21 protein-coding genes and 1 pseudogene are annotated in these 20,880 nt (G+C 36.3%); all 22 read left to right on the forward strand.

The window, feature by feature from the left end; translation table 11 throughout:
- Position 1: 1 nt before the first annotated feature.
- Positions 2–1,126: a transcription termination factor NusA gene (nusA, locus tag GZ63_RS0102515; protein WP_029266537.1), complete on the forward strand. Its 1,125-nt coding sequence runs from the start codon at positions 2–4 to the stop codon at positions 1,124–1,126.
- A gap of 13 nt (positions 1,127–1,139) precedes the next feature.
- Entirely contained in the window at positions 1,140–1,421 is a 282-nt protein-coding gene (gene rnpM, locus GZ63_RS0102520; protein ID WP_029266539.1) for an RNase P modulator RnpM, read from the forward strand.
- Positions 1,411–1,710 (forward strand): L7Ae/L30e/S12e/Gadd45 family ribosomal protein, encoded by a 300-nt coding sequence (locus tag GZ63_RS0102525; RefSeq protein ID WP_029266540.1) that lies wholly within the window; start codon positions 1,411–1,413, stop codon positions 1,708–1,710. Before rnpM ends, GZ63_RS0102525 begins: the two co-directional genes overlap by 11 nt.
- A 20-nt stretch (positions 1,711–1,730) precedes the next feature.
- Entirely contained in the window at positions 1,731–3,875 is a 2,145-nt protein-coding gene (gene infB / locus GZ63_RS0102530) for a translation initiation factor IF-2 (protein ID WP_029266542.1), read from the forward strand.
- Complete coding sequence (locus GZ63_RS0102535; RefSeq protein ID WP_029266544.1) at positions 3,872–4,150, forward strand: DUF503 domain-containing protein; 279 nt, start codon at positions 3,872–3,874, stop codon at positions 4,148–4,150. Before infB ends, GZ63_RS0102535 begins: the two co-directional genes overlap by 4 nt.
- Positions 4,151–4,201: 51 nt before the next feature.
- Positions 4,202–4,543 carry a 30S ribosome-binding factor RbfA gene (gene rbfA / locus GZ63_RS0102540; protein ID WP_029266546.1) on the forward strand — a complete coding sequence of 114 codons (342 nt, stop codon included), beginning with the start codon at positions 4,202–4,204 and terminating at the stop codon, positions 4,541–4,543.
- A 101-nt stretch (positions 4,544–4,644) separates the two neighbouring features.
- Positions 4,645–5,541, forward strand: coding sequence for a tRNA pseudouridine(55) synthase TruB (truB, locus tag GZ63_RS0102545; RefSeq protein ID WP_029266548.1), 897 nt, complete (start codon positions 4,645–4,647; stop codon positions 5,539–5,541).
- Positions 5,542–5,562: 21 nt separating this feature from the next.
- Positions 5,563–6,507, forward strand: a complete 945-nt coding sequence (locus tag GZ63_RS0102550; RefSeq protein WP_029266550.1) for a bifunctional riboflavin kinase/FAD synthetase — start codon at positions 5,563–5,565, stop codon at positions 6,505–6,507.
- A gap of 138 nt (positions 6,508–6,645) precedes the next feature.
- Entirely contained in the window at positions 6,646–6,915 is a 270-nt protein-coding gene (gene rpsO, locus GZ63_RS0102555) for a 30S ribosomal protein S15 (RefSeq protein WP_029266553.1), read from the forward strand.
- A 117-nt stretch (positions 6,916–7,032) separates the two neighbouring features.
- Complete coding sequence (gene pnp, locus GZ63_RS0102560; protein ID WP_029266556.1) at positions 7,033–9,147, forward strand: polyribonucleotide nucleotidyltransferase; 2,115 nt, start codon at positions 7,033–7,035, stop codon at positions 9,145–9,147.
- 555 nt (positions 9,148–9,702) lie between these two features.
- A pseudogene (locus GZ63_RS18275) lies at positions 9,703–10,270 on the forward strand (polysaccharide deacetylase family protein).
- Between the two features lie 40 nt (positions 10,271–10,310).
- Positions 10,311–11,534, forward strand: a complete 1,224-nt coding sequence (locus GZ63_RS0102570) for a M16 family metallopeptidase (protein WP_029266558.1) — start codon at positions 10,311–10,313, stop codon at positions 11,532–11,534.
- Positions 11,535–11,611: 77 nt separating this feature from the next.
- Positions 11,612–11,845 (forward strand): YlmC/YmxH family sporulation protein, encoded by a 234-nt coding sequence (locus GZ63_RS0102575; protein ID WP_029266560.1) that lies wholly within the window; start codon positions 11,612–11,614, stop codon positions 11,843–11,845.
- A 146-nt stretch (positions 11,846–11,991) separates the two neighbouring features.
- Positions 11,992–12,225: a hypothetical protein gene (locus GZ63_RS18280; protein ID WP_029266562.1), complete on the forward strand. Its 234-nt coding sequence runs from the start codon at positions 11,992–11,994 to the stop codon at positions 12,223–12,225.
- Between the two features lie 252 nt (positions 12,226–12,477).
- A complete protein-coding gene (gene dpaA, locus GZ63_RS0102585) occupies positions 12,478–13,359 on the forward strand; it encodes a dipicolinic acid synthetase subunit A (RefSeq protein WP_029266564.1) in 882 nt (293 codons plus the stop codon).
- Position 13,360: 1 nt separating this feature from the next.
- A complete protein-coding gene (gene dpaB / locus GZ63_RS0102590) occupies positions 13,361–13,966 on the forward strand; it encodes a dipicolinate synthase subunit B (protein WP_029266566.1) in 606 nt (201 codons plus the stop codon).
- A 65-nt stretch (positions 13,967–14,031) separates the two neighbouring features.
- Positions 14,032–15,078 (forward strand): aspartate-semialdehyde dehydrogenase, encoded by a 1,047-nt coding sequence (gene asd / locus GZ63_RS0102595; protein ID WP_029266568.1) that lies wholly within the window; start codon positions 14,032–14,034, stop codon positions 15,076–15,078.
- 33 nt (positions 15,079–15,111) lie between these two features.
- Positions 15,112–16,341: an aspartate kinase gene (dapG, locus tag GZ63_RS0102600; RefSeq protein WP_029266570.1), complete on the forward strand. Its 1,230-nt coding sequence runs from the start codon at positions 15,112–15,114 to the stop codon at positions 16,339–16,341.
- 27 nt (positions 16,342–16,368) lie between these two features.
- Positions 16,369–17,235, forward strand: a complete 867-nt coding sequence (dapA, locus tag GZ63_RS0102605; RefSeq protein WP_029266572.1) for a 4-hydroxy-tetrahydrodipicolinate synthase — start codon at positions 16,369–16,371, stop codon at positions 17,233–17,235.
- Between the two features lie 113 nt (positions 17,236–17,348).
- Entirely contained in the window at positions 17,349–18,080 is a 732-nt protein-coding gene (locus GZ63_RS0102610) for a ClpP family protease (protein WP_029266573.1), read from the forward strand.
- The gene (locus GZ63_RS0102615) at positions 18,077–18,283 is read left to right on the forward strand and encodes a YlzJ-like family protein (protein ID WP_029266576.1); all 207 of its coding nucleotides are present in this window, start codon (positions 18,077–18,079) and stop codon (positions 18,281–18,283) included. The genes GZ63_RS0102610 and GZ63_RS0102615 overlap by 4 nt, the downstream gene beginning before the upstream one ends.
- 93 nt (positions 18,284–18,376) lie before the next feature.
- Complete coding sequence (locus tag GZ63_RS0102620; RefSeq protein ID WP_226981175.1) at positions 18,377–20,695, forward strand: FtsK/SpoIIIE family DNA translocase; 2,319 nt, start codon at positions 18,377–18,379, stop codon at positions 20,693–20,695.
- Positions 20,696–20,880: the final 185 nt, after the last annotated feature.

The raw sequence follows: 20,880 nt of genomic DNA on the forward strand, positions 1-20,880 counted from the left end.
TGTGAGCAGTCAATTGTTTGAGGCAATAGATTATTTAGAAAAAGAAAAAGGGATTAATAAAGAAATCTTGTTAGAAGCACTGGAAGCAGCTTTGATTTCTGCTTATAAGAAAAATTTTAAATCTGCTACAAATGTTCGAGTTGATCTTGATGAGGAAGCGGGTACGATGCGTGTATACTCAAGAAAAACCATTGTTGAAGAAGTAACAAATTCACAAGAAGAAATCTCCTTGGATGAAGCGAAAAGATTAAATCCGAATTATGAAATTGATGATATCATTGAGGTTGAAGTTACTCCGAAAAATTTCGGAAGAATCGCTGCTCAAGCAGCAAAGCAAGTTGTAACCCAGCGTGTGAGAGAGGCAGAACGGGGAGTTATTTTTAATGAGTATGCTGATCGTGAAGAAGATGTAATGACTGGAATTATTCAACGCAAAGATTCCCGCTTTGTTTATGTTAATCTCGGTAAAATTGAAGCGAAATTAGCCGAGGCCGAACAAATGCCCAATGAAGAATATCATATTCATGACCGTCTAAAAGTTCTTGTTACGAAAGTGGAAAATACTAGCAAAGGTCCACAAATTTATATATCAAGATCACATCCGGGACTATTGAAACGATTATTTGAAATGGAAGTTCCGGAAATTTATGATGGTATTGTAGAAGTTAAGTCAATTACGAGGGAAGCTGGCGACCGATCCAAGATCTCTGTTTATGCACCTGATCCAGAAATTGATCCAGTTGGTTCATGTGTAGGACAAAAAGGACAGCGTGTTGAAGCAATTGTTAATGAACTAAAAGGTGAAAAAATTGATATTGTAGAGTGGTCAGAGGATCCAGTAGTGCATGTGTCCAATGCATTAAGTCCTTCAAAGGTAGTCGAAGTATTAGTTGATGAGGAAGAAAAGGCAACAACCGTTGTTGTACCTGATTATCAATTATCTTTGGCAATAGGTAAACGAGGACAAAATGCTAGACTTGCCGCCAAATTAACAGGTTGGAAAATAGATATAAAAAGCGAATCAGAAGCATTAGAGCAAGGTCTTATTGCGGAAAAAGAAAAGGTTACAGAAGAAGAGGTTTCAAATGATGCAGTTGCAAATGATGTAGAGGATCTATTTGAATAACGGGGGGTTTCATATGGCACGAAAAAAAAAGGTACCTCAAAGAAAATGTATCGTCACAAATGAAATGAAACCGAAGAAAGAATTAATTCGTATTGTACGAAATAAAGAAGGAGAAGTTTATGTAGACCCCACCGGAAAGAAAAATGGGCGTGGGGCTTATTTAACTATTGATCCTAAAGTAATTGATAAAGCACAACAAATGGATATTTTAAGTAAACAGTTAGATGCCCAGATTGATGCATCTATTTATGAAGAATTAAAAGTACTTGCAGATGGTAAACAAAATGAAAAATAACTATCTGAATATAGTCGGGTTAGCCTATCGTGCAAGAAAATGTACTTTAGGTGAAGATGCAATTGTGAAAGATATTCAACAAAAACAAGCAAAGCTAGTCCTTTTAGCAAATGATATAGGGCCACAAACATATAAAAAAATAACGGATAAATGTCATTCATATAAAGTACCATTTTTAATAGCAGATGATAGAGAAACGTTATCTCATGCTGTTGGAAAATCACAAAGAGTAGCTATTGCTATTTTAGATGCAGGATTTGCCGCTAAGATTACAACGTTACTCGGGTAAATAAATTCGGGGGTGGACGTATGAGTAAAATGCGTGTATATGAATATGCAAAACAAAATAACTTAACAAGTAAAGCTGTAATCCAAAGTTTAAAGGAATTAAATATCGAAGTATCAAATCACATGTCAACAATCTCGATCGATACAAAATCAAAGTTAGATGAAAAATTTAATCATAAACAATCTAGCAATACTAAAAAACAAGAACAGACTAAGCCACAATCTTCTCCTAAGAATGAACAAAATAAAGATTCTAATCAGCAGCCGAATAAAGGTAATAATAAAAATAAAAGAAAAGCACAAGGGGAACTAAAGCCTAAAAACAATAAAAAACAGCATAAAAAACAGCAAAAAGGTAAAAAAGGGAAAAACAATAAAAAAAATGCTGATCAGCCACCTGAAGTAAAAGCAACACCAAAAGAAATTGTGTATAGTGGAACATTAAGTGTAAGCGACTTAGCAGAAAAACTGAATAAAGATACATCTGAAATTATTAAAAAGTTAATGTTTTTAGGCGTTATGGCAACGAAGAATCAAGATCTTGATGATGATGCAATAGAATTAATATGTGATGAATTCGGAGTAGAAGTTAAAAAAGAAATCGTATTAGAGGATACTGATTTAGAAAAATACAAAACAGAGGATAAAGAAGAAGAACTTATAGAACGTCCAGCAGTTGTTACCATTATGGGGCATGTTGACCATGGAAAAACAACGTTGCTTGATGCCATTCGTCACACAAAGGTTACTGAAGTAGAAGCAGGAGGAATTACACAGCACATTGGGGCTTATCAAGTTGAAAGCGATGAAAGAAAAGTAACATTTTTAGACACACCCGGCCATGCTGCATTTACAAGTATGCGCTCAAGAGGTGCACAAATAACTGATATTGCTATTTTAGTTGTAGCTGCTGATGATGGAGTTATGCCGCAAACTGTTGAAGCAATTAATCATGCAAAAGCCGCAGAAGTACCAATCATCGTTGCAGTTAATAAAATGGATAAAGAGACTGCAAACCCTGATAGGGTTATGCAAGAATTAACAGAATATGAACTTGTACCAGAAGATTGGGGCGGAAATACAATTTTTGTTAACCTTTCTGCTATGAAACGGGAAGGTATTGATGATTTATTAGAAATGATTTTACTTGTTTCCGAAGTAGAAGAATTAAAAGCAAATCCTGATAAAAGTGCTTTTGGTACAGTAATTGATGCTCAACTTGATAAAGGCCGGGGCTCTGTAGCAAGTTTATTAGTACAAAATGGCACGCTCCGAGTAGGCGATGCACTTGTGGTTGGAAATACTTTTGGCCGTGTCCGTGCAATGCTTAACGACCTTGGTAAGCGGGTCGATGAGGCAGGACCATCTACTCCAGTTGAAATTACGGGATTAAATGATGTGCCTCAAGCAGGAGATCAATTTTTAGTATTTGAAGATGATAAAAAAGCTCGACAAATTGGTGAAGCACGCCAGCAAAAATATATTCAAGAAAATCGCAGTGAACAGACAAAAGTGAGCTTAGATGACTTGTTTGAACAAATAAAACAAGGTGAAATGAAAGATATTAACATTATTATTAAAGCTGACGTTCAAGGTTCTGCAGAAGCTTTAGCTTCATCCTTACAAAAAATTGAAGTAGAGGGCGTTAATATAAAAATCATTCATACAGGCGTTGGTGCAATTACTGAATCAGATGTTATCTTAGCGTCTGCTTCAAATGCAATTATTATTGGCTTCAATGTTCGTCCGGCAGCCAATGCAAAAAAAGCTGCGGAATCGGAAAAAGTTGATATGCGTCTGCATCGTGTTATCTACAAAGCAATTGAGGAAATAGAAGCAGCTATGAAGGGAATGCTTGATCCTGAGTATGAAGAAAAAATTATCGGGCAGGCAGAAGTACGGGAAATCTTCAAAGTTTCTAGAATTGGAACGATTGCAGGCAGTTATGTCACTGATGGTAAAATCACCCGTGATTCAAATGTTCGCTTGATTCGAAACGGCGTTGTTCAATTTGAGGGTGAAATTGATGCATTAAAACGTTTTAAAGATGACGCAAAAGAAGTAGCCCAAAACTATGAATGTGGTATTACAATTAAAAACTTCAATGATATAAAAGAAGGCGACATTATTGAAGCATTTATTATGGTGGAAATTGAAAGAACATGATTATTTATGCTGAAGTAGAGTGTAAATTTTATGAAGGACGGTCATTAAAACAAAAACGTTCTGTCATAAAACGCTTAATTGCTAAACTTCGTAAGGATTTTAATGTATCTGTTACAGAACTTGCTTACCATGACTTATGGCAACGAACAAAATTAGGAATTGTAACGATTTCCAATAATAAAATTCATGCTGAACAAATGATGCAAGAAGTTTTGAAAGTGATAGATACGTACCCAGAATTAGAACGTACGATAACAGAAGTAGAACATTTATAGTTTAACATTTCTGGGGGAAGTGCAGACTTTGTTCTTATAGAGGTGACTTAAATGAGTGATTTACGTGCAAATCGAGTAGCTGAACAAATGAAAAAAGAACTGGGGGATATTCTTACCCGAAAAATAAAAGATCCAAGGGTGGGTTTTGTCACCGTTACAGACGTTGAAGTAACAGGGGACTTGCAACAAGCTAAAATATTTATCTCTGTTCTTGGTAATGAGGAAGAAAAACAGGATTCTCTTTTAGGGTTAGCTAAAGCGAAAGGGTTCATTCGTTCTGAAATCGGAAAACGGATCCGCCTAAGGAAAACGCCAGAGTTAATGTTTGAGTATGATGAGGCACAAGAACACGGAACAAGAATCGAAAAACTTTTACGTGATTTAAAAGAATAAATACGTGAAACAATCTGACTCGTTTGATGATTAAACAGGGTCAGATTTTTCCGTATGCTTTAAAGGAATGTACAAAACGTTTTATTTTGGAGGTTACACAGATGAATGGTATATTACCATTGTGGAAGCCAAAAGGATTGACATCACATGATTGTGTGATGAAAATTCGACGCTTATTTCATACGAAAAAGGTGGGGCATACAGGAACCCTGGATCCGCAAGTAGAAGGGGTATTACCAATATGTATCGGTCAAGCAACGAAAATAGTTCCTTACTTAATGGAAACAAAAAAAACGTATATTGCAGAAGTAATGCTAGGAACTTCAACGGAGACGGAAGATAGAGAGGGCAGGGTTATTGAACAAAAAGAGATAACTTCCCCGCCATCGAATCAATCAATTGAAAATACGCTACAATCTTTTGTAGGAGATATCATACAAATACCTCCTATGTATTCTGCAGTTAAGGTGAAAGGAAAAAGACTATATGAATATGCGAGGGCGAATGAAACAGTAGAACGTCCCTCAAGACAAATCACTATTCATGAAATAAAGAGAATACCATCAAGTAAAGAAACAAATCATTCTTTTCGGATTCAAGTAATTTGTTCGAAAGGAACGTATATACGAACATTATGCGTAGACATAGGCAAACATTTAGGTTACCCAGCTCATATGAGTGATTTAGTCCGGATTCAAACAGGTTCATTTACGAAGGATGAAGCAGTAACCTTTAAAACAATAGAGCGAGCATCTTTAATGGACAAACAAAATCAATTATTATTACCAATCGTTAAAGGTTTGCTGCATTTAAATTGTCTAAATGTTGATGAAACAATGAAAAAAGCTATTCAATTCGGACAAAAACTTCCCAGACCTGAACAAATTGTAGATACTGATCCATTTATCGTTTTGTTCCATAACCAATTGTTAGCAATATATCAAGTACATCCAGAAAAGCCTAACCTAATTAAACCGGTTCGCGTTTTTAATGGATGAAAGAAATGTAGGTGAAATAATATGAGAACGATTGAATTATCTTATCCTCATACATTAGTTTTAGAGGAGCTACCCGAAACAGTAAGCGCTATAGGATTTTTTGATGGAATACATAGAGGACATCAAAGAGTAATTCAAACTGCTGTCACAGAAGCAAGAAAGGTGAATATGGAAAGTGCAGTCATAACGTTTCATCCACATCCTTCTGTTGTCCTGCAAAAAGAAAAAAAACAAATTCAGTATATCACTCCACTGCGTGAGAAAAAGGAAATATTACAGCGTTTGAACGTTGACAGACTTTATATCATTACATTTAATAAAGAGTTGTCTATGTTATCACCGCAAGAATTTATTGATCACTTTATTATTGGGTTGAATATAAAGCATTTAGTTGCAGGGTTTGACTTCTCCTATGGCCATAAAGGGAAAGGTGATATGAATACGATTCAATCACAATCAAGGGATGCATTCATGTTTTCCACAATTGATAAAATAGAAGCAAACGGTGAAAAAATTAGCTCTACCCGAATACGAAAACTTCTTGACGCAGGAAATGTTGAACGTGTTAACGATTTACTTAACAGGCATTTTTCCACTTACGGAATTGTGATTGATGGGGATAAACGTGGAAAAACAATTGGTTTTCCTACAGCCAATCTTAGGGTTAACCCTGAAGCATTATTACCAAAAACAGGTATCTATGCCGTGAAAGTTCTCTATAAAAATGAAGTATACGAGGGAATGGCAAATCTTGGCACAAACCCCACATTTACGCCAGATCTATCCCAGCCAAGAATAGAGGTAAACATATTTGATTACAATAATGATCTCTATGGTGAAGAACTGCAAATAGAGTGGCATGCATTTATTCGTGACGAAGAAAAATTTGACCAAGTCGATCAGCTAGTTAAACAAATAGAAAACGATGAAAAAAAAATACGTCACTATTTTTCAATACAAGAATAAAGTGAAATAATGTATTTTCCACTTGCAATTTCCATGAAAAACATGTAACCTAAACAAGTGAACCATCGCTTGGCAAATCGATGCTCCGACGTTTGCGAGGGGAATGGGGATATATATAAAAGTAGGAGGTGGCTTGAAATGGCAATGACAAAAGAACGTAAAAATGAAATTATTAATGAGTTTAAAGTTCATGATAATGATACGGGTTCTCCAGAAGTTCAGATAGCAGTTCTTACGGAGGAAATTACTACATTAAACGAACATTTACGTTTTCATAAAAAAGACCATCATTCACGTCGCGGACTTTTAAAAATGGTTGGTAAACGTCGTAATTTACTTAACTATTTACGTAAAAAAGACGTTACTCGCTATCGTGACCTGATTAAAAAATTAGGCTTACGCCGATAATGTTTAAAAAAGCAGGAGAAATCCTGCTTTTTTTATACTTTAAACACTTTATTTACATTCATGGCTATAAACTATAAAATGTAGGATAGAATGTTAATGAAAGGAGATAAAATAGTAATGGCAGAAGAAAAACACGTATTCTCCACAAAACTTGGCGGTAAACAATTCATCGTTGAGATTGGAGAATTGGCAAAACAAGCTAATGGTGCTTGTATGGTCCACTATGGTGATACATCTGTATTATCTGTAGCTACAGCATCAAAAGAACCAAAAGATTTACCTTTTTTCCCTTTAACAGTTAATTACGAAGAACGGTTATATGCGGTAGGTAAAATTCCCGGAGGTTTTATTAAGAGAGAGGGCAGACCGAGTGAAAAAGCAATTTTATCATCTCGGTTAATTGACCGACCAATACGGCCACTATTTCCTGATGGGTTTCGAAATGAAGTACAGGTTATCAGTACGGTTATGAGTGTTGATCAGGATTGTTCTTCTGAAATCGCCGCTATGATCGGCTCATCGATTGCACTTAGTATTTCGGATATTCCATTTGAAGAACCGATTGCAGGGGTTAATATAGGAAGAATTGATGGAGAATTCGTCATTAATCCAACGATCGAGGAACAAGAGAAAAGTGATATCGATTTAACAGTTGCCGGTACGAAAGATGCGATTAATATGGTGGAAGCTGAGGCACAGGAAATTCCTGAAGAAATCATGCTAGATGCAATTATGTTTGGCCACAAGGAAATTGTTCGCTTAGTAGAATTTCAAGAAGAAATGATTCGTGCGGTTGGTCTTGAAAAATTAGATGTTCCCTTATTTGAAAGCGACCAAGAATTTTCAGCAAATGTGAAATCAAAAGCTGAAAAAAAGTTAGTTGAAGCTATACAAGTTCAAGAAAAACACGCTCGGGAAGAAGCTATTGATAAAGTAAAAGAAGAAATTTTAACAGAATATGATGAAGAAGAGGAAGAAATAATTCAACAAGTTAAATCTGTTTTAGATAAGATGGTCAAGGATGAAGTCCGCCGTCTGATCACGCAAGAAAATGTACGCCCAGATGGACGTAAGCTTGACGAAATCCGCCCGCTTTCTTCACGCGTGGGTATTCTACCACGGACACATGGCTCCGGATTATTTACACGTGGACAAACTCAAGCATTAAGTGTATGTACACTTGGCGCACTAGGTGACGTACAAATATTGGATGGGCTTGATTTAGAAGAATCAAAGCGTTTTATGCATCATTACAACTTCCCTCAATATAGTGTAGGTGAAACAGGACCAATTCGGGGACCAGGTCGTCGCGAAATTGGCCATGGTGCACTTGGGGAACGTGCTCTTGAGAAAGTAATTCCATCGGATAAAGAATTCCCGTACACAATTCGTCTCGTTTCCGAAGTATTGGAATCCAATGGTTCCACATCTCAGGCTAGTATTTGTGCAAGTACGTTAGCAATGATGGATGCTGGAGTTCCGATTAAAGCGCCAGTAGCAGGAATTGCTATGGGTCTTGTTAAAACAGGAGAAGATTACGCTATTTTAACGGATATTCAAGGAATGGAAGATGCACTAGGAGATATGGATTTCAAGGTAGCTGGGACTGCAAAAGGTGTTACCGCACTACAAATGGATATTAAAATTGACGGTTTGTCTAAAGAAATATTGGAAGAGTCATTAAGTCAAGCTAAAACAGGCCGGATGCACATCCTAGATTCAATGCTTGCAACGATTAAAGAACCGAATGCAGAACTGTCGGAGTATGCACCAAAAATATTAACGATGAAAATTAAACCCGAAAAAATTCGTGATGTTATTGGACCAAGTGGAAAGCAAATTAATAAAATAATCGAAGAAACTGGTGTCAAGATTGATATTGAACAAGATGGAAGTATATTTATCTCATCTGCAGATGCCGAGATGAATGAAAAAACGAAAAAAATTATTAATGATCTTGTACGAGAAGTTGAAGTTGGTGAGATGTATTTAGGTACAGTGAAGCGAATTGAGAAATTTGGCGCTTTTGTTGAATTATTTAAAGGCAAAGACGGTTTAGTCCATATTTCTGAATTAGCCGAAGAACGGACGAAGAAAGTGGAAGATGTTGTATCTATTGGCGACCAAATTATGGTTAAAGTAAAAGAAATTGATAATCAAGGTCGAGTCAATCTTTCCCGTAAAGCTGTTTTAAAAGAGGAAAGGGAAAGACAAGAAAGATCCAAATCATAATAATTAACGAAACAAGAAGCTGCAATGTCAGTTTCTTTTTTAATGTTTTAAACGAGTAGCTGTCAAGGTAGGATACATACTTTTGGTTTAAACTGTATTACATATGTCTCATATCTTGTCCTTCTTTTTCATATGAATATGTATGAGAGGAGGGCTATAATGTATCGATATCGCAAGATTGTTCAATTATGTGTATTCATACTAATTGTTCTACTGGCTTTTGACATAGACTATAATCCATTTGTTAAAAATGATGTTGGAAAATTATCCCACCAAGTTGTTCATGTTACAAAAACAAAGGATCCATTATATCAAGAAATAAAACAGAAAAAATCCAAGTATTCTAAAGAACCGCAGAATGCAACCGTTGATAAAATCTGGAAAAAAACACCGGGGAGAAATGGGGTAGAGGTAGATGTTGAGGAGTCATATAAACAAATGAAAAAGGAAGGAAATTTTGATGAATCAAAACTTGTTTATAAGCAAGTCCCTCCAAAAGTACAATTTAGGGAATTACCGGCTTCACCTGTTTATCGAGGTCATCCCGAAAAGGAAATGGTGGCATTTTTAATAAATGTATCATGGGGAGAAGAACATATTCCTGAAATATTAGATACTTTAAATGAGCATAACGTAAAAGCGACATTTTTTATTGAAGGGGAATGGGCGAAAAAAAAATGCAGATCTTGTTAAAATGATAAATGAACAAGGACATTTAATAGGAAATCACGCTTATAATCATCCTGATATGGCTCGTCTATCGAATCAAGAAATCATCCAGCAGATAACCCAAACCAATACAATTATTGAAGCTATTATTGATAAGACTCCAAAGTGGTTTGCTCCCCCTAGTGGAAGCTTTAAGAATAATGTTGTAAAAACAGCACATAATTTAAAAATGGAAACAATACTTTGGACAGTTGACACAATCGATTGGAAGAATCCTTCTGTTTCTGTTATGATGAATCGGGTAATGACTGATATTCATCCTGGAGCAACTATTTTAATGCATCCAACTTCTTCTGTTGTAGAAGGACTGTCACCATTAATTAAGGATATAAAAAAGAAAGGATACAAAATTGGAACTATTGAGCAACTGCTAAACGAAGAAAGAGAAATATAAATTAATTACATGACATACAATTGATTTAGGAGGCAATATTTTGATAGAGAAGCATACTTGCAACAATGGACTACGAATCGTATTGGAAAATATACCGGCTGTCCGTTCTGTAACAATAGGGATTTGGGTATTAACTGGATCCAGAAATGAAACAACAGAAAATAATGGAATATCCCATTTTTTAGAGCATATGTTTTTTAAGGGGACAAAAACGAGATCAGCACAGGATATAGCAGAAGCTTTTGATTCCATAGGCGGCCAAGTAAATGCATTTACATCGAAAGAGTATACATGTTTTTACGCGCGTGTGCTAGATACACACAAGGATTACGCTTTGGAAATCTTAGCTGATATGTTCTTTCACTCTTCTTTCGATGAAGAAGAAATGGAGCGTGAGAAAAAAGTTGTTCTTGAAGAAATCAAAATGTATGAAGATACACCGGATGATATTGTTCATGATTTATTAGCAAAAGCTTCTTACGGGGAACATCCATTAGGGTATCCTATTCTTGGAACAGAGGAGCACCTGAAAACGTTTAAACCAGAAACGTTACGCAATTATATGAAAGAGTGCTACACTCCTGAAAATATAGTTATTTCTGTTGCCGGCAATACAGATACGTCTTTCATTCGTAAGGTTGAAAGCTACTTTGGGCACTTTCAGTCCAAAAATCAGCAAACAAACATGTTGAAGCCAACTTTTCTGGCAAATAATATTGTAAGGAATAAAGATACAGAGCAAGCTCATTTATGTTTAGGGTATGATGGCTTGCCAATTGGCAACAGTAATGTATACAGTTTGATTATTATGAATAATGTTCTTGGCGGGAGTATGAGTTCAAGATTGTTTCAGGAAGTCCGTGAAAAACAAGGACTTGCTTATGCGGTCTTTTCCTATCATTCTTCATTCTTGGACAATGGATTATTAACAATATATGCCGGAACAGGAAAGGATCAATTACCTGTTTTGCAAGACACGATTTATCAAACGGTTGATCAGCTAATTAAATCCGGTTTGACAGATAAAGAACTAAATAATAGTAAAGAGCAATTAAAAGGAAATCTCATGTTAAGTCTAGAAAGCACGAATAGCCGTATGAGCAGAAACGGAAGAAATGAGTTATTGCTGCATCGACACCGTACATTAGATGAAATGATACAGGAAATTGATGCTGTTAATCATGAATCTATTCACAATGTAATTACAAAAACATTTAAGCAGACATCTTCGAAGGCTTTAATAGCACCACAGGAAGCGAACTAACCTATGTTTTTATACATAGGTTTTTTTAATGTTCATATATATATATTAATCCCTTTTTCAGACTGGAGGCGATGGGAATGCGTTATAAAGAAATTAGCGGAAAGGAAATAGTAAATGTAAACCATGGGTCGAGATTAGGAATATTAGGACAAACGGATTTAGAAATAGATATTCATTCAGGGCAAATTAAATCATTTATCATACCGAACTATAAGTGGTTTGGTTTAAAAAAGGAAGGTGAAGAAACGAGAATTTACTGGGAAGATATTCAAAAAATTGGAGAAGATATGATTATGATTGATGCAGAATAACTTAAAATTGCATGAAAAGGTCTACATAAGGACGATTACCGTTTACGAAGGTACTCGTCCTTTTTTCGTGCGCCCTGCATGGACGAATACTTGGTGGTAAAAGTCCACTACAGGCTTAGCAGTAGGAACTGTTAGCGAAAGGCAAGGTGGCTATCGTAAGGCTGAAGGAAGCTGGACGCAAAAGGAAATATAAGAGGCTTGCCTGTCACAAGAAAAAGGCAGAACACTTTTTGGGTAGAATTGCAAAACAAAATCCCAAGTTCTTTAAACACTGGGAAGTAGGTGAGAAACTCAAACGGATCACCAAGCGCAACCGTGGCCGTCAACCCGAAGCGATTCTAGAAAATCCGGCACAAGCCATATTCACCACCGTTCATTGACAGATAAAGAACTGGCATCAAGAGGATATAAAGATATCGCTCTACAATACCAGCTCCTACACTCAAACTATTGAACCGCCGTATACGGAATCGTATGTACGTACGGTGGTGTGAGGGGCGAAAAGTTACTTAACTTTTCCCTCTACTCGATTTTTTATCAAATAACTAATCACTAATAGCCTATCAAAACATAAGCTATAAAGTAATCAGAGCAAAAAAGAAATAAAGTATATTTGGAGGGTGTATACAATCATGGATCGATTAATAGCCATAATAGGTGGTGACGGAAGATATTTAGAATTAATTCGTCAATTAAAAGCTCTTCCTAATACGACTACTATTCTTGTGGGTTTTGACAAATTAGAGCAAGGATTCACTGGTTTAAAACAAATTGATTTCAAAGATCTAAAACAATCCAATTTAGATGTCATCATCTTGCCAATTACAGGCACAGATGATACCGGTAACGTTGATACTGTATTCTCAGATCAGCCAGTACAATTAACAAGAGAGTGGTTCAAAAAACTTAAGAGATCCTCCCTTGTATTTACAGGAATAACAAACGAATATTTAACCGATGCAACAAAAGAGGCAGATGTATCATTAATTCCTTTATTAAACCGTGATGATGTGGCCATTTTTAACTCCATACCAACTGCAGAGGGAGCAATTATGATGGCCATTGAGAATACGGATTATACGATCCATTCATCACGGATTATTGTAGTTGGTTTTGGACGTGTAGGAAATACTGTAGCAAATAAATTTTCTGCTTTTGGGGCTAAAGTGTCAGTTAGTGCTAATAACATCACTGATTTGGCAAGAATTACCGAAATGGGTCTAACAGCTATTCCTTTACATGAGTTACATGAACACACAAATCAGTGTGATTTACTAATTAATACAGTCCCAGCTCCTATTATCAATAAAAACTCTATTGGTAATTTACCAACGCACGGACTGATTATTGATTTAGCTTCAAAACCTGGAGGAACAGATTTTGAATTTGCCAAAAAACGGGGAATTAAAGCAATTTTAGCCCCTAGCTTACCTAGTATTGTAGCACCCAAAACATCTGGAAAAATCTTGGCGGATGTTATTAAACAAATTTTGCAAGAAGAAAGGGGAAAATAGCATGTCGTTAGAAGGAAAAAGAATTGGTTTTGGAATAACTGCTTCTCATTGCACCTATGATGAAGTGTTTCCACAGTTACAAAAGTTAATCGATGCAAAGGCAGATGTAGTTCCAATTGTAACTTACTCTGTAAGAACCACCAATACTAAATTTGGTAAGGCTGCAGATCATATAGCAACAATTGAATCCATTACAGGAAAAAAAGTAATTACAACAATGCCTGAAGCGGAGCCATTAGGTCCTAAATATCCCCTGGATTGTATGGTGATAGCGCCATTAACTGGAAATACACTAAGTAAAATGGCAAATGCACAGACAGATTCACCTGTGTTAATGGCAGCAAAAGCTACACTCCGAAATCAAAGTCCAGTTGTACTCGGAATTTCCACAAATGATGCACTTGGATTAAATGGTGTTAATTTAATGCGCTTAATGGCAACAAAACTTGTATATTTTATCCCATATGGTCAAGATGATCCCTACAAAAAACCCAATTCTTTAGTTTCTAATATGGAATTAATCCCTGATACGATTGAATCAGCTCTTGAATATAAACAAATTCAACCTGTTATCATTCCGCATATTGATGAAAGTATGATAGAATAAGAAACTAGGAATATTTTAAAGATGATGAAGGTAATAAGATATCCATTGTGAAAGGAGTTATTAAAATGTCAGGAAAAAAAGCATATAATGTAGCGATTGTAGGAGCAACAGGTGCTGTAGGTGGAAAAATCTTAACCATTTTACAGGATAGGCAATTTCCCATTGAATCTTTAAAACTCTTATCCTCTAAAAGATCAGCTGGGAAAAAGATCTTGTTTAACAATGAGGAGGTCACTGTGGAGGAAGCTACTCCAGATAGCTTCACTGGAGTAGATATTGCCTTCTTCTCAGCCGGGGGTTCTATTTCAAAAAAATTAGCAAAAAAAGCAGTAGACGCTGGAGCAGTAGTTGTTGATAACACAAGTGCGTATCGAATGGATGAAGGAGTACCGCTTGTTGTACCAGAGGTAAATGAAGGTGATTTAAAAAATCATAAAGGATTAATATCCAATCCAAATTGTTCAACAATTCAAATGGTGGCAGCATTAAAACCTATTCAATCAGCATATGGTTTAAATCGTGTTATCGTTTCAACATATCAAGCTGTGTCAGGTGCAGGTAATGCAGCATGTAATGAATTGGAAGAGCAATCAAAGCAGTATTTGAATAATGAAGAAATGAAGGCAGAATTGTTGCCAGTTGGGGGAGATAAAAATCATTACCCAATTGCATTTAATGCTCTTCCACAGATCGATGTATTCGGTGAAAATGGTTATACTTTTGAAGAAATGAAAATGATTAATGAAACAAAGAAAATCATGCATGCACAAGAATTACCTGTAGCAGCTACTTGCGTACGACTGCCATTCTTTACCTCACATGCAGAAAGTGTTTATATAGAAGTTAATCAAGATGGGTTAACAGTTAATGATATATGGAAAGTTCTAGATGGAGCCGAAGGGGTTATTTTAGAAGATAATCCTAGCACACAAACATATCCAACTCCGTTAAGTGCTGCAAACAAGGATGAAGTTTTTGTAGGAAGAGTTCGAAAAGACTTGGATAATAAGAAAGGTTTCCATCTTTGGGTAGTTTCAGATAACCTAGTAAAAGGTGCTGCTTTAAATACAGTACAGATCGCAGAAAGCTTAATTAAAAATAATTGGTTATAATGAGATTCATAAAAGGGTAGAGGTGTTCACACATTGCAGATTTTAATTCAAAAATTCGGGGGAACTTCTGTACAAACTGAAGAAAACAGAAATCATGTAATTAAACATATAAAAGATGCTTTAATGAAAGAGTATAAACTTGTTGTGGTTGTTTCAGCATTAGGTAGGAAACCTGATCCTTATGCAACAGACACATTATTGGATTTAGTCGATTTTCCAGCAAATCAAAATTCTAATCGGGAGATTGATTTGTTGATGTCTTGTGGTGAAACAATATCTTCTGTTGTCTTGTCCAACGAATTACAAAAACACCATATCTCTGCGACGGCTTTAACTGGTGCGCAAGCTGGATTTGTAACGAATGATGATTTTACACAGGCCAAAATTAAAAAGGTCAATCCAGAAAGGATTCGAAAAGAATTTGAAGACCATGACGTTGTAGTTGTTGCGGGATTTCAGGGGCAAACAGAATCTGGTGAAATAACAACTATCGGACGTGGAGGCAGTGATACGACTGCCGCAGCCCTTGGTGCTGCACTGCAAGCAGAGCGTATTGAGATTTTTACGGATGTCAACGGAATAATGACTGCAGATCCGCGGGTTGTGAAATCAGCAAGACCTTTAAATGTTGTTACGTATACTGAAATTTGTAATTTAGCGTATCAGGGAGCAAAAGTAGTTCATCCACGTGCTGTTGAAATCGCCATGCAAGCGAAAATCCCTATGCGGGTAAGATCGACCTATTCCTTTGATGAAGGAACTTTGGTTACGGCCTCAAGAGTACAGGAAATGGGTGTGGATATACCAGATCGTCTAATAACAGGAATTGCGCATATTTCCTCCATCACACAACTTAGGGTCCAGACAAAAAAAGGTGTTTATCGGCTTCAATCGGATGTCTTTAAGGCAATGGCTGAAGCTGGGATTTCGGTGGACTTTATCAATATATCGCCTTCTGGCGTTATTTATACGGTACCAAAAGAATTTACAGAAAAAGCGGTTCATATATTAGATACATTAGGTTTTCAAGCCGAGGTTACAGAAAATTGCGCAAAAGTATCTGCAGTTGGTGCTGGCATGACGGGAGTGCCAGGTGTGGCTTCAAGAATTGTTCAAGCTTTGACAGAGGCTAATGTACAAATTTTACAGTCTGCAGATAGTCATACAACAATTTGGGTTCTTGTCCATGAAAAAGATTTAAAAAAAGCGGTGAATGCTTTGCATGAAGTGTTTGAACTAAGCAACAGTAAATCTCTCGTATAAGATATTACGGGAGAAAGGAGCGATTTGATGGATTTTGGTAATGTATTAACGGCAATGGTAACGCCATTTGACCTTGAGGGAAATATCGACCTCGAGAGAACAAGTATTTTAATTGACCATCTTCTTAAAAGTGGGACTGAAGGTTTAGTAATTGCTGGAACAACTGGTGAATCAGCTACTTTGTCACAAGATGAAAAGATTAAGCTGTTCAAACATGTAGTTAATATTGTAAACAAACGAGTCCCCGTACTTGCTGGTACTGGAACGAATAATACTGCTGCCTCCATTGATCTTACAAAAGAAGCAGAGGCATGTGGTGTTGACGGTATCATGCTTGTATGTCCTTATTATAATAAACCTAGTCAACGTGGGCTTTATGAACATTTTACTGCAATAGCACAAGCGACAAGTTTACCAATTATGTTGTATAACATTCCAGGGCGATCTGTTGTTAATTTAAGTGGAGAAACAATTATTCAATTAAGTTCAATTGAAAATATTGTTTCCGTAAAAGAAGCAAGTGGTGACCTTGATCAAGTTTCTGACATCATTGAAAATACAGATGATCATTTTTCTGTATATGCTGGTGATGATGGGATGACATTACCAATGCTCGCGCTTGGAGCAGATGGTGTAGTTTCTGTCGCTTCTCATATTATTGGAAATGAAATGAATCAAATGGTCCATTCATTTCGAAGGGGAGATGTAAATGCTGCAGCCTCTTCGCACCGAAAATTACTTCCTGTTATGAAAGGGTTATTCACGGCACCATCCCCCACTCCTGTGAAAGCAGCTTTGGAAATGAAAGGTATTCAGGTAGGAGGAGTTCGATTACCATTGGTACCGTTGACAAATCAAGAAAAAAGTGGCTTGAAAGCATTAATAAATGACTAAAAATATCGGCGATTTATGCCGATATTTTTATTTTGCTCTAATTGTTGTATGTAATACTTCCAATTGTTCATACTATTTATAGGCTATAAATATACAAGAGGGAGTGTTTTTGTATGGATAAAGATTCAGAAAGAAAAGGGCAAACAGAAGAGGATAAGTCCAATTCTTCCTCATTGGTTCAAAAAATACAACAGTTAGGACAATCGAATGTACCACAAGCCCCAGATTCAAATGTTCATGTTTTGTCAATTATAGGACAAGTAGAAGGACATATACAATTACCGCCACAAAATAAGACAACAAAATATGAACACTTACTTCCCCAACTCATTGCAATCGAACAAAATCCTAAAATTGAAGGGCTTGTAATTTTGCTTAATACAGTGGGGGGAGACGTGGAAGCGGGCCTTGCGCTATCCGAAATGATTGCTTCCATTTCAATACCAACAGTATCCATCGTGCTCGGTGGGGGTCATTCTATCGGTGTTCCAATTGCAGTAGCAACAGATTATTCCTATATTGTCCCTACCGCTACAATGACTATTCATCCGGTAAGGTTAACTGGAATGGTTATTGGGGTTCCTCAAACCTTTGAATACTTGGACAAAATGCAAGAAAGAGTTATCAATTTTGTTACAAATCACTCAAATATAAAAGAAGAGAAGTTTAAAGAACTTATGTTTGCGAAGGGAAATTTAACGAGAGATATTGGTACGAATGTAGTGGGGTCTGATGCGGTTGAGTACGGTCTTATTGATGATGTAGGCGGTGTTAAGGAAGCGATGAAAAAAGTAAACGAATTAATTGAAAATGATAATGACAACAACAAGACGGTGATACAATGATTTTATACACGCCATTATCACAGACAGATATTTTTCCGGATTCTAATGATTCTTTCAACAATCGCCAATGGGTTTCTTATCACGGTATGGAATTATATGTAGAGAAAAGAAAAGATGGATCTTATCAATTATTGCAGCTTCTTTCCACTGATCCCCAAGATTTTTTAAATTCCAATTTTACTCCGGGAACTATTTTATCCTAAGGTGCAAACATCTTTATGGAATATGATATAATGGATATAATTTATAATTAAGTAAACCCTTGCCAATTTTTATAGGGCAGGGGTTTCATGTTCATGCCGGAAACTGAGGTGATAGCTGTGGCAAAGAAAAAACGAAAAAAAAGAAAAAAGCACTTAAAAAAACAACTGAAAACTGAGTTATTAGGCCTTCTATTTATTTTCCTAGCTGTTTTTGGCAGTGGTGCAAGTGCTATAAGTGATGGTGCGATTCCTGGAGGATTAGAATATCTTTTTCATTTCTTTTTAGGTATATGGTATTTTATTGCATCTGTTTTTTTATTAGTTACTGGAATTTTTTTATTAGTAAAGCGCCGTTATCCTGATTTTTTTAATAGAAAATTAGTCGGTTTCTATATTAGCTTTCTGGGCATCTTGCTTTTAACGCACATTCAAACATTTGAGAGATTGCTAATGGAGGCAGACAATCCTTCTATTATCAAAGCAACATGGGATAATCTATTAGTTTATGTAAATGGACATGGTACGTCAGCACAGACGGGTGGGGGGATGCTAGGAGGAGTTTTGTTTGCTTTTTGTTATTATCTTTTTTCCTCGATAGGTGCGAAAATAGTTGCTGTTTTTTCTGTAATTATAGGATTCATCTTTATGACTGAATTTTCTTTAGGAGAGTTTTTCGCGAAGATTGGAAAAAGTATTGCCTTGATGGGAAAAAAATTCAAGTCGCGTTTAATTGAATTTCGCGATAATAGACAAGCTGCTCCTGGAGAAGAATTAGATAAACTGCTTGAAGATGATCAGGATTTACAAAATAACAGTGATGAATCTGCAATACCTGTTATTCAGGATTTCACCGATGTTGCCAGCTCCTTTGATCCACCTTCTAGTAAATCTGAAAATATAGTTTCAGAAGATAAAAATGCGGAAGATTCTTCGGATGAGGAGAGTATCCCACTTCCAATGACTGAAACGGAAAACTATGAATATATTCTTCCACCACTTGATTTGCTGACTGAGCCCGCAAACAATTCGCAGCAGCATGAAAAATCTCACATTCAATCTACTGTTCGAAAGCTGGAGCGTACATTTCATAGTTTTGGGGTAAAAGCAAAAATTACAAAAGTGCATGTTGGACCGGCCGTGACAAAATATGAAGTCTATCCTGACGCAGGTGTAAAGGTTAGTAGAATTGTCAGTTTGCACGACGATTTAGCGCTTGCTTTGGCTGCAAAGGATATTCGAATAGAAGCACCAATACCTGGTAAATCAGCAGTTGGGATTGAGGTGCCAAATCAAGAAGTTGCAATGGTTTCTTTGCGAGAGGTTCTTGAAGTTACGACAAAACAACCGTCAAAGTCAAAATTGCTATTTGCATTAGGGAGAGACATATCAGGAGAGGCTATTGTAGGAGAATTAAATAAAATGCCTCATATGTTAATCGCAGGTGCTACAGGCAGCGGAAAAAGTGTTTGTGTGAATGGTATTATTACTACCATACTTATGCGCACAAAACCACATGAAGTAAAATTGATGATGATTGATCCTAAAAAGGTGGAGTTAAACGTTTATAATGGTATACCTCACTTATTAGCCCCCGTTGTGACAGATCCAAAAAAGGCATCAAGAGCATTGAAAAAAGTAGTATCTGAGATGGAGCGACGATATGAATTATTTTCAGAGACCGGAACTAGGAACATTGAGGGCTATAATGAATATATCAGAAAGCAAAATCAGGTTACGGATGATGAGCAGCCTCATTTGCCATATATAGTAGTTTTAGTAGATGAACTAGCTGATTTAATGATGGTAGCTTCAAGTGATGTAGAAGATTCTATTACACGTCTTGCACAAATGGCGAGGGCTGCAGGAATACATTTAATTATTGCTACACAGCGTCCATCTGTAGACGTTATAACGGGTGTGATTAAAGCTAATATTCCATCCCGTATAGCTTTTAGTGTTTCTTCAGCTACAGATTCAAGGACTATTTTGGATTCCGGCGGCGCAGAAAAGCTCTTAGGTCGTGGAGATATGCTGTTTATGCCAGTAGGAGAATCCAAACCAACACGTGTACAAGGTGCATTTTTATCAGATGAAGAGGTAGAGCGCATTGTAGATCATTGTATTGATCAACAAAAAGCTTCCTATCAAGAAGAAATGATACCTGAAGAAATAGATGAGGTTACTGCTGAAGTGGATGATGAATTGTACGAGGATGCTGTCAGGCTTATAACTGAAATGCAAAGTGCGAGTGTCTCCATGTTACAGAGAAGGTTCAGAATTGGTTATACAAGAGCGGCCCGTTTAATTGATGCGATGGAAGATAGAGGAATAGTAGGACCTTATGAAGGAAGTAAGCCAAGAACGGTATTAGTTTCACAGTCTTCAGATGAAAATCAACTTCACGTCAAATGATAGAAGCTTCTTTTATCTGAAGTAGATAAGTAAAAGGACAGTTTATTTCTTCATCTACCTGTCCTTTTTTAGTTGTGGTCTACTTATTCCAAATACTTTTTCATAAATTTTAAAAATAGGTAAAATCAGCTTTATTTAAATAAGTAAACATGTTATATTTAACGGTATAATAGTCTTGGGTCAAA

Source organism: Virgibacillus alimentarius (genome assembly GCF_000709085.1).
GTDB classification, from domain to species: domain Bacteria; phylum Bacillota; class Bacilli; order Bacillales; family Amphibacillaceae; genus Virgibacillus_B; species Virgibacillus_B alimentarius.

Excerpts from the sequence above, each read along its gene's own strand:
- rnpM (WP_029266539.1), top strand. The coding sequence starts at position 1,140 with ATGGCACGAAAAAAAAAGGTACCTCAAAGAAAATGTATCGTCACAAAT.
- GZ63_RS0102525 (WP_029266540.1), top strand. The coding sequence starts at position 1,411 with ATGAAAAATAACTATCTGAATATAGTCGGGTTAGCCTATCGTGCAAGA.
- infB (WP_029266542.1), top strand. The coding sequence starts at position 1,731 with ATGAGTAAAATGCGTGTATATGAATATGCAAAACAAAATAACTTAACA.
- GZ63_RS0102535 (WP_029266544.1), top strand. The coding sequence starts at position 3,872 with ATGATTATTTATGCTGAAGTAGAGTGTAAATTTTATGAAGGACGGTCA.
- rbfA (WP_029266546.1), top strand. The coding sequence starts at position 4,202 with ATGAGTGATTTACGTGCAAATCGAGTAGCTGAACAAATGAAAAAAGAA.
- truB (WP_029266548.1), top strand. The coding sequence starts at position 4,645 with ATGAATGGTATATTACCATTGTGGAAGCCAAAAGGATTGACATCACAT.
- GZ63_RS0102550 (WP_029266550.1), top strand. The coding sequence starts at position 5,563 with ATGAGAACGATTGAATTATCTTATCCTCATACATTAGTTTTAGAGGAG.
- rpsO (WP_029266553.1), top strand. The coding sequence starts at position 6,646 with ATGGCAATGACAAAAGAACGTAAAAATGAAATTATTAATGAGTTTAAA.
- pnp (WP_029266556.1), top strand. The coding sequence starts at position 7,033 with ATGGCAGAAGAAAAACACGTATTCTCCACAAAACTTGGCGGTAAACAA.
- GZ63_RS0102575 (WP_029266560.1), top strand. The coding sequence starts at position 11,612 with ATGCGTTATAAAGAAATTAGCGGAAAGGAAATAGTAAATGTAAACCAT.
- dpaA (WP_029266564.1), top strand. The coding sequence starts at position 12,478 with ATGGATCGATTAATAGCCATAATAGGTGGTGACGGAAGATATTTAGAA.
- dpaB (WP_029266566.1), top strand. The coding sequence starts at position 13,361 with ATGTCGTTAGAAGGAAAAAGAATTGGTTTTGGAATAACTGCTTCTCAT.
- asd (WP_029266568.1), top strand. The coding sequence starts at position 14,032 with ATGTCAGGAAAAAAAGCATATAATGTAGCGATTGTAGGAGCAACAGGT.
- dapA (WP_029266572.1), top strand. The coding sequence starts at position 16,369 with ATGGATTTTGGTAATGTATTAACGGCAATGGTAACGCCATTTGACCTT.
- GZ63_RS0102610 (WP_029266573.1), top strand. The coding sequence starts at position 17,349 with ATGGATAAAGATTCAGAAAGAAAAGGGCAAACAGAAGAGGATAAGTCC.
- GZ63_RS0102615 (WP_029266576.1), top strand. The coding sequence starts at position 18,077 with ATGATTTTATACACGCCATTATCACAGACAGATATTTTTCCGGATTCT.
- GZ63_RS0102620 (WP_226981175.1), top strand. The coding sequence starts at position 18,377 with ATGCCGGAAACTGAGGTGATAGCTGTGGCAAAGAAAAAACGAAAAAAA.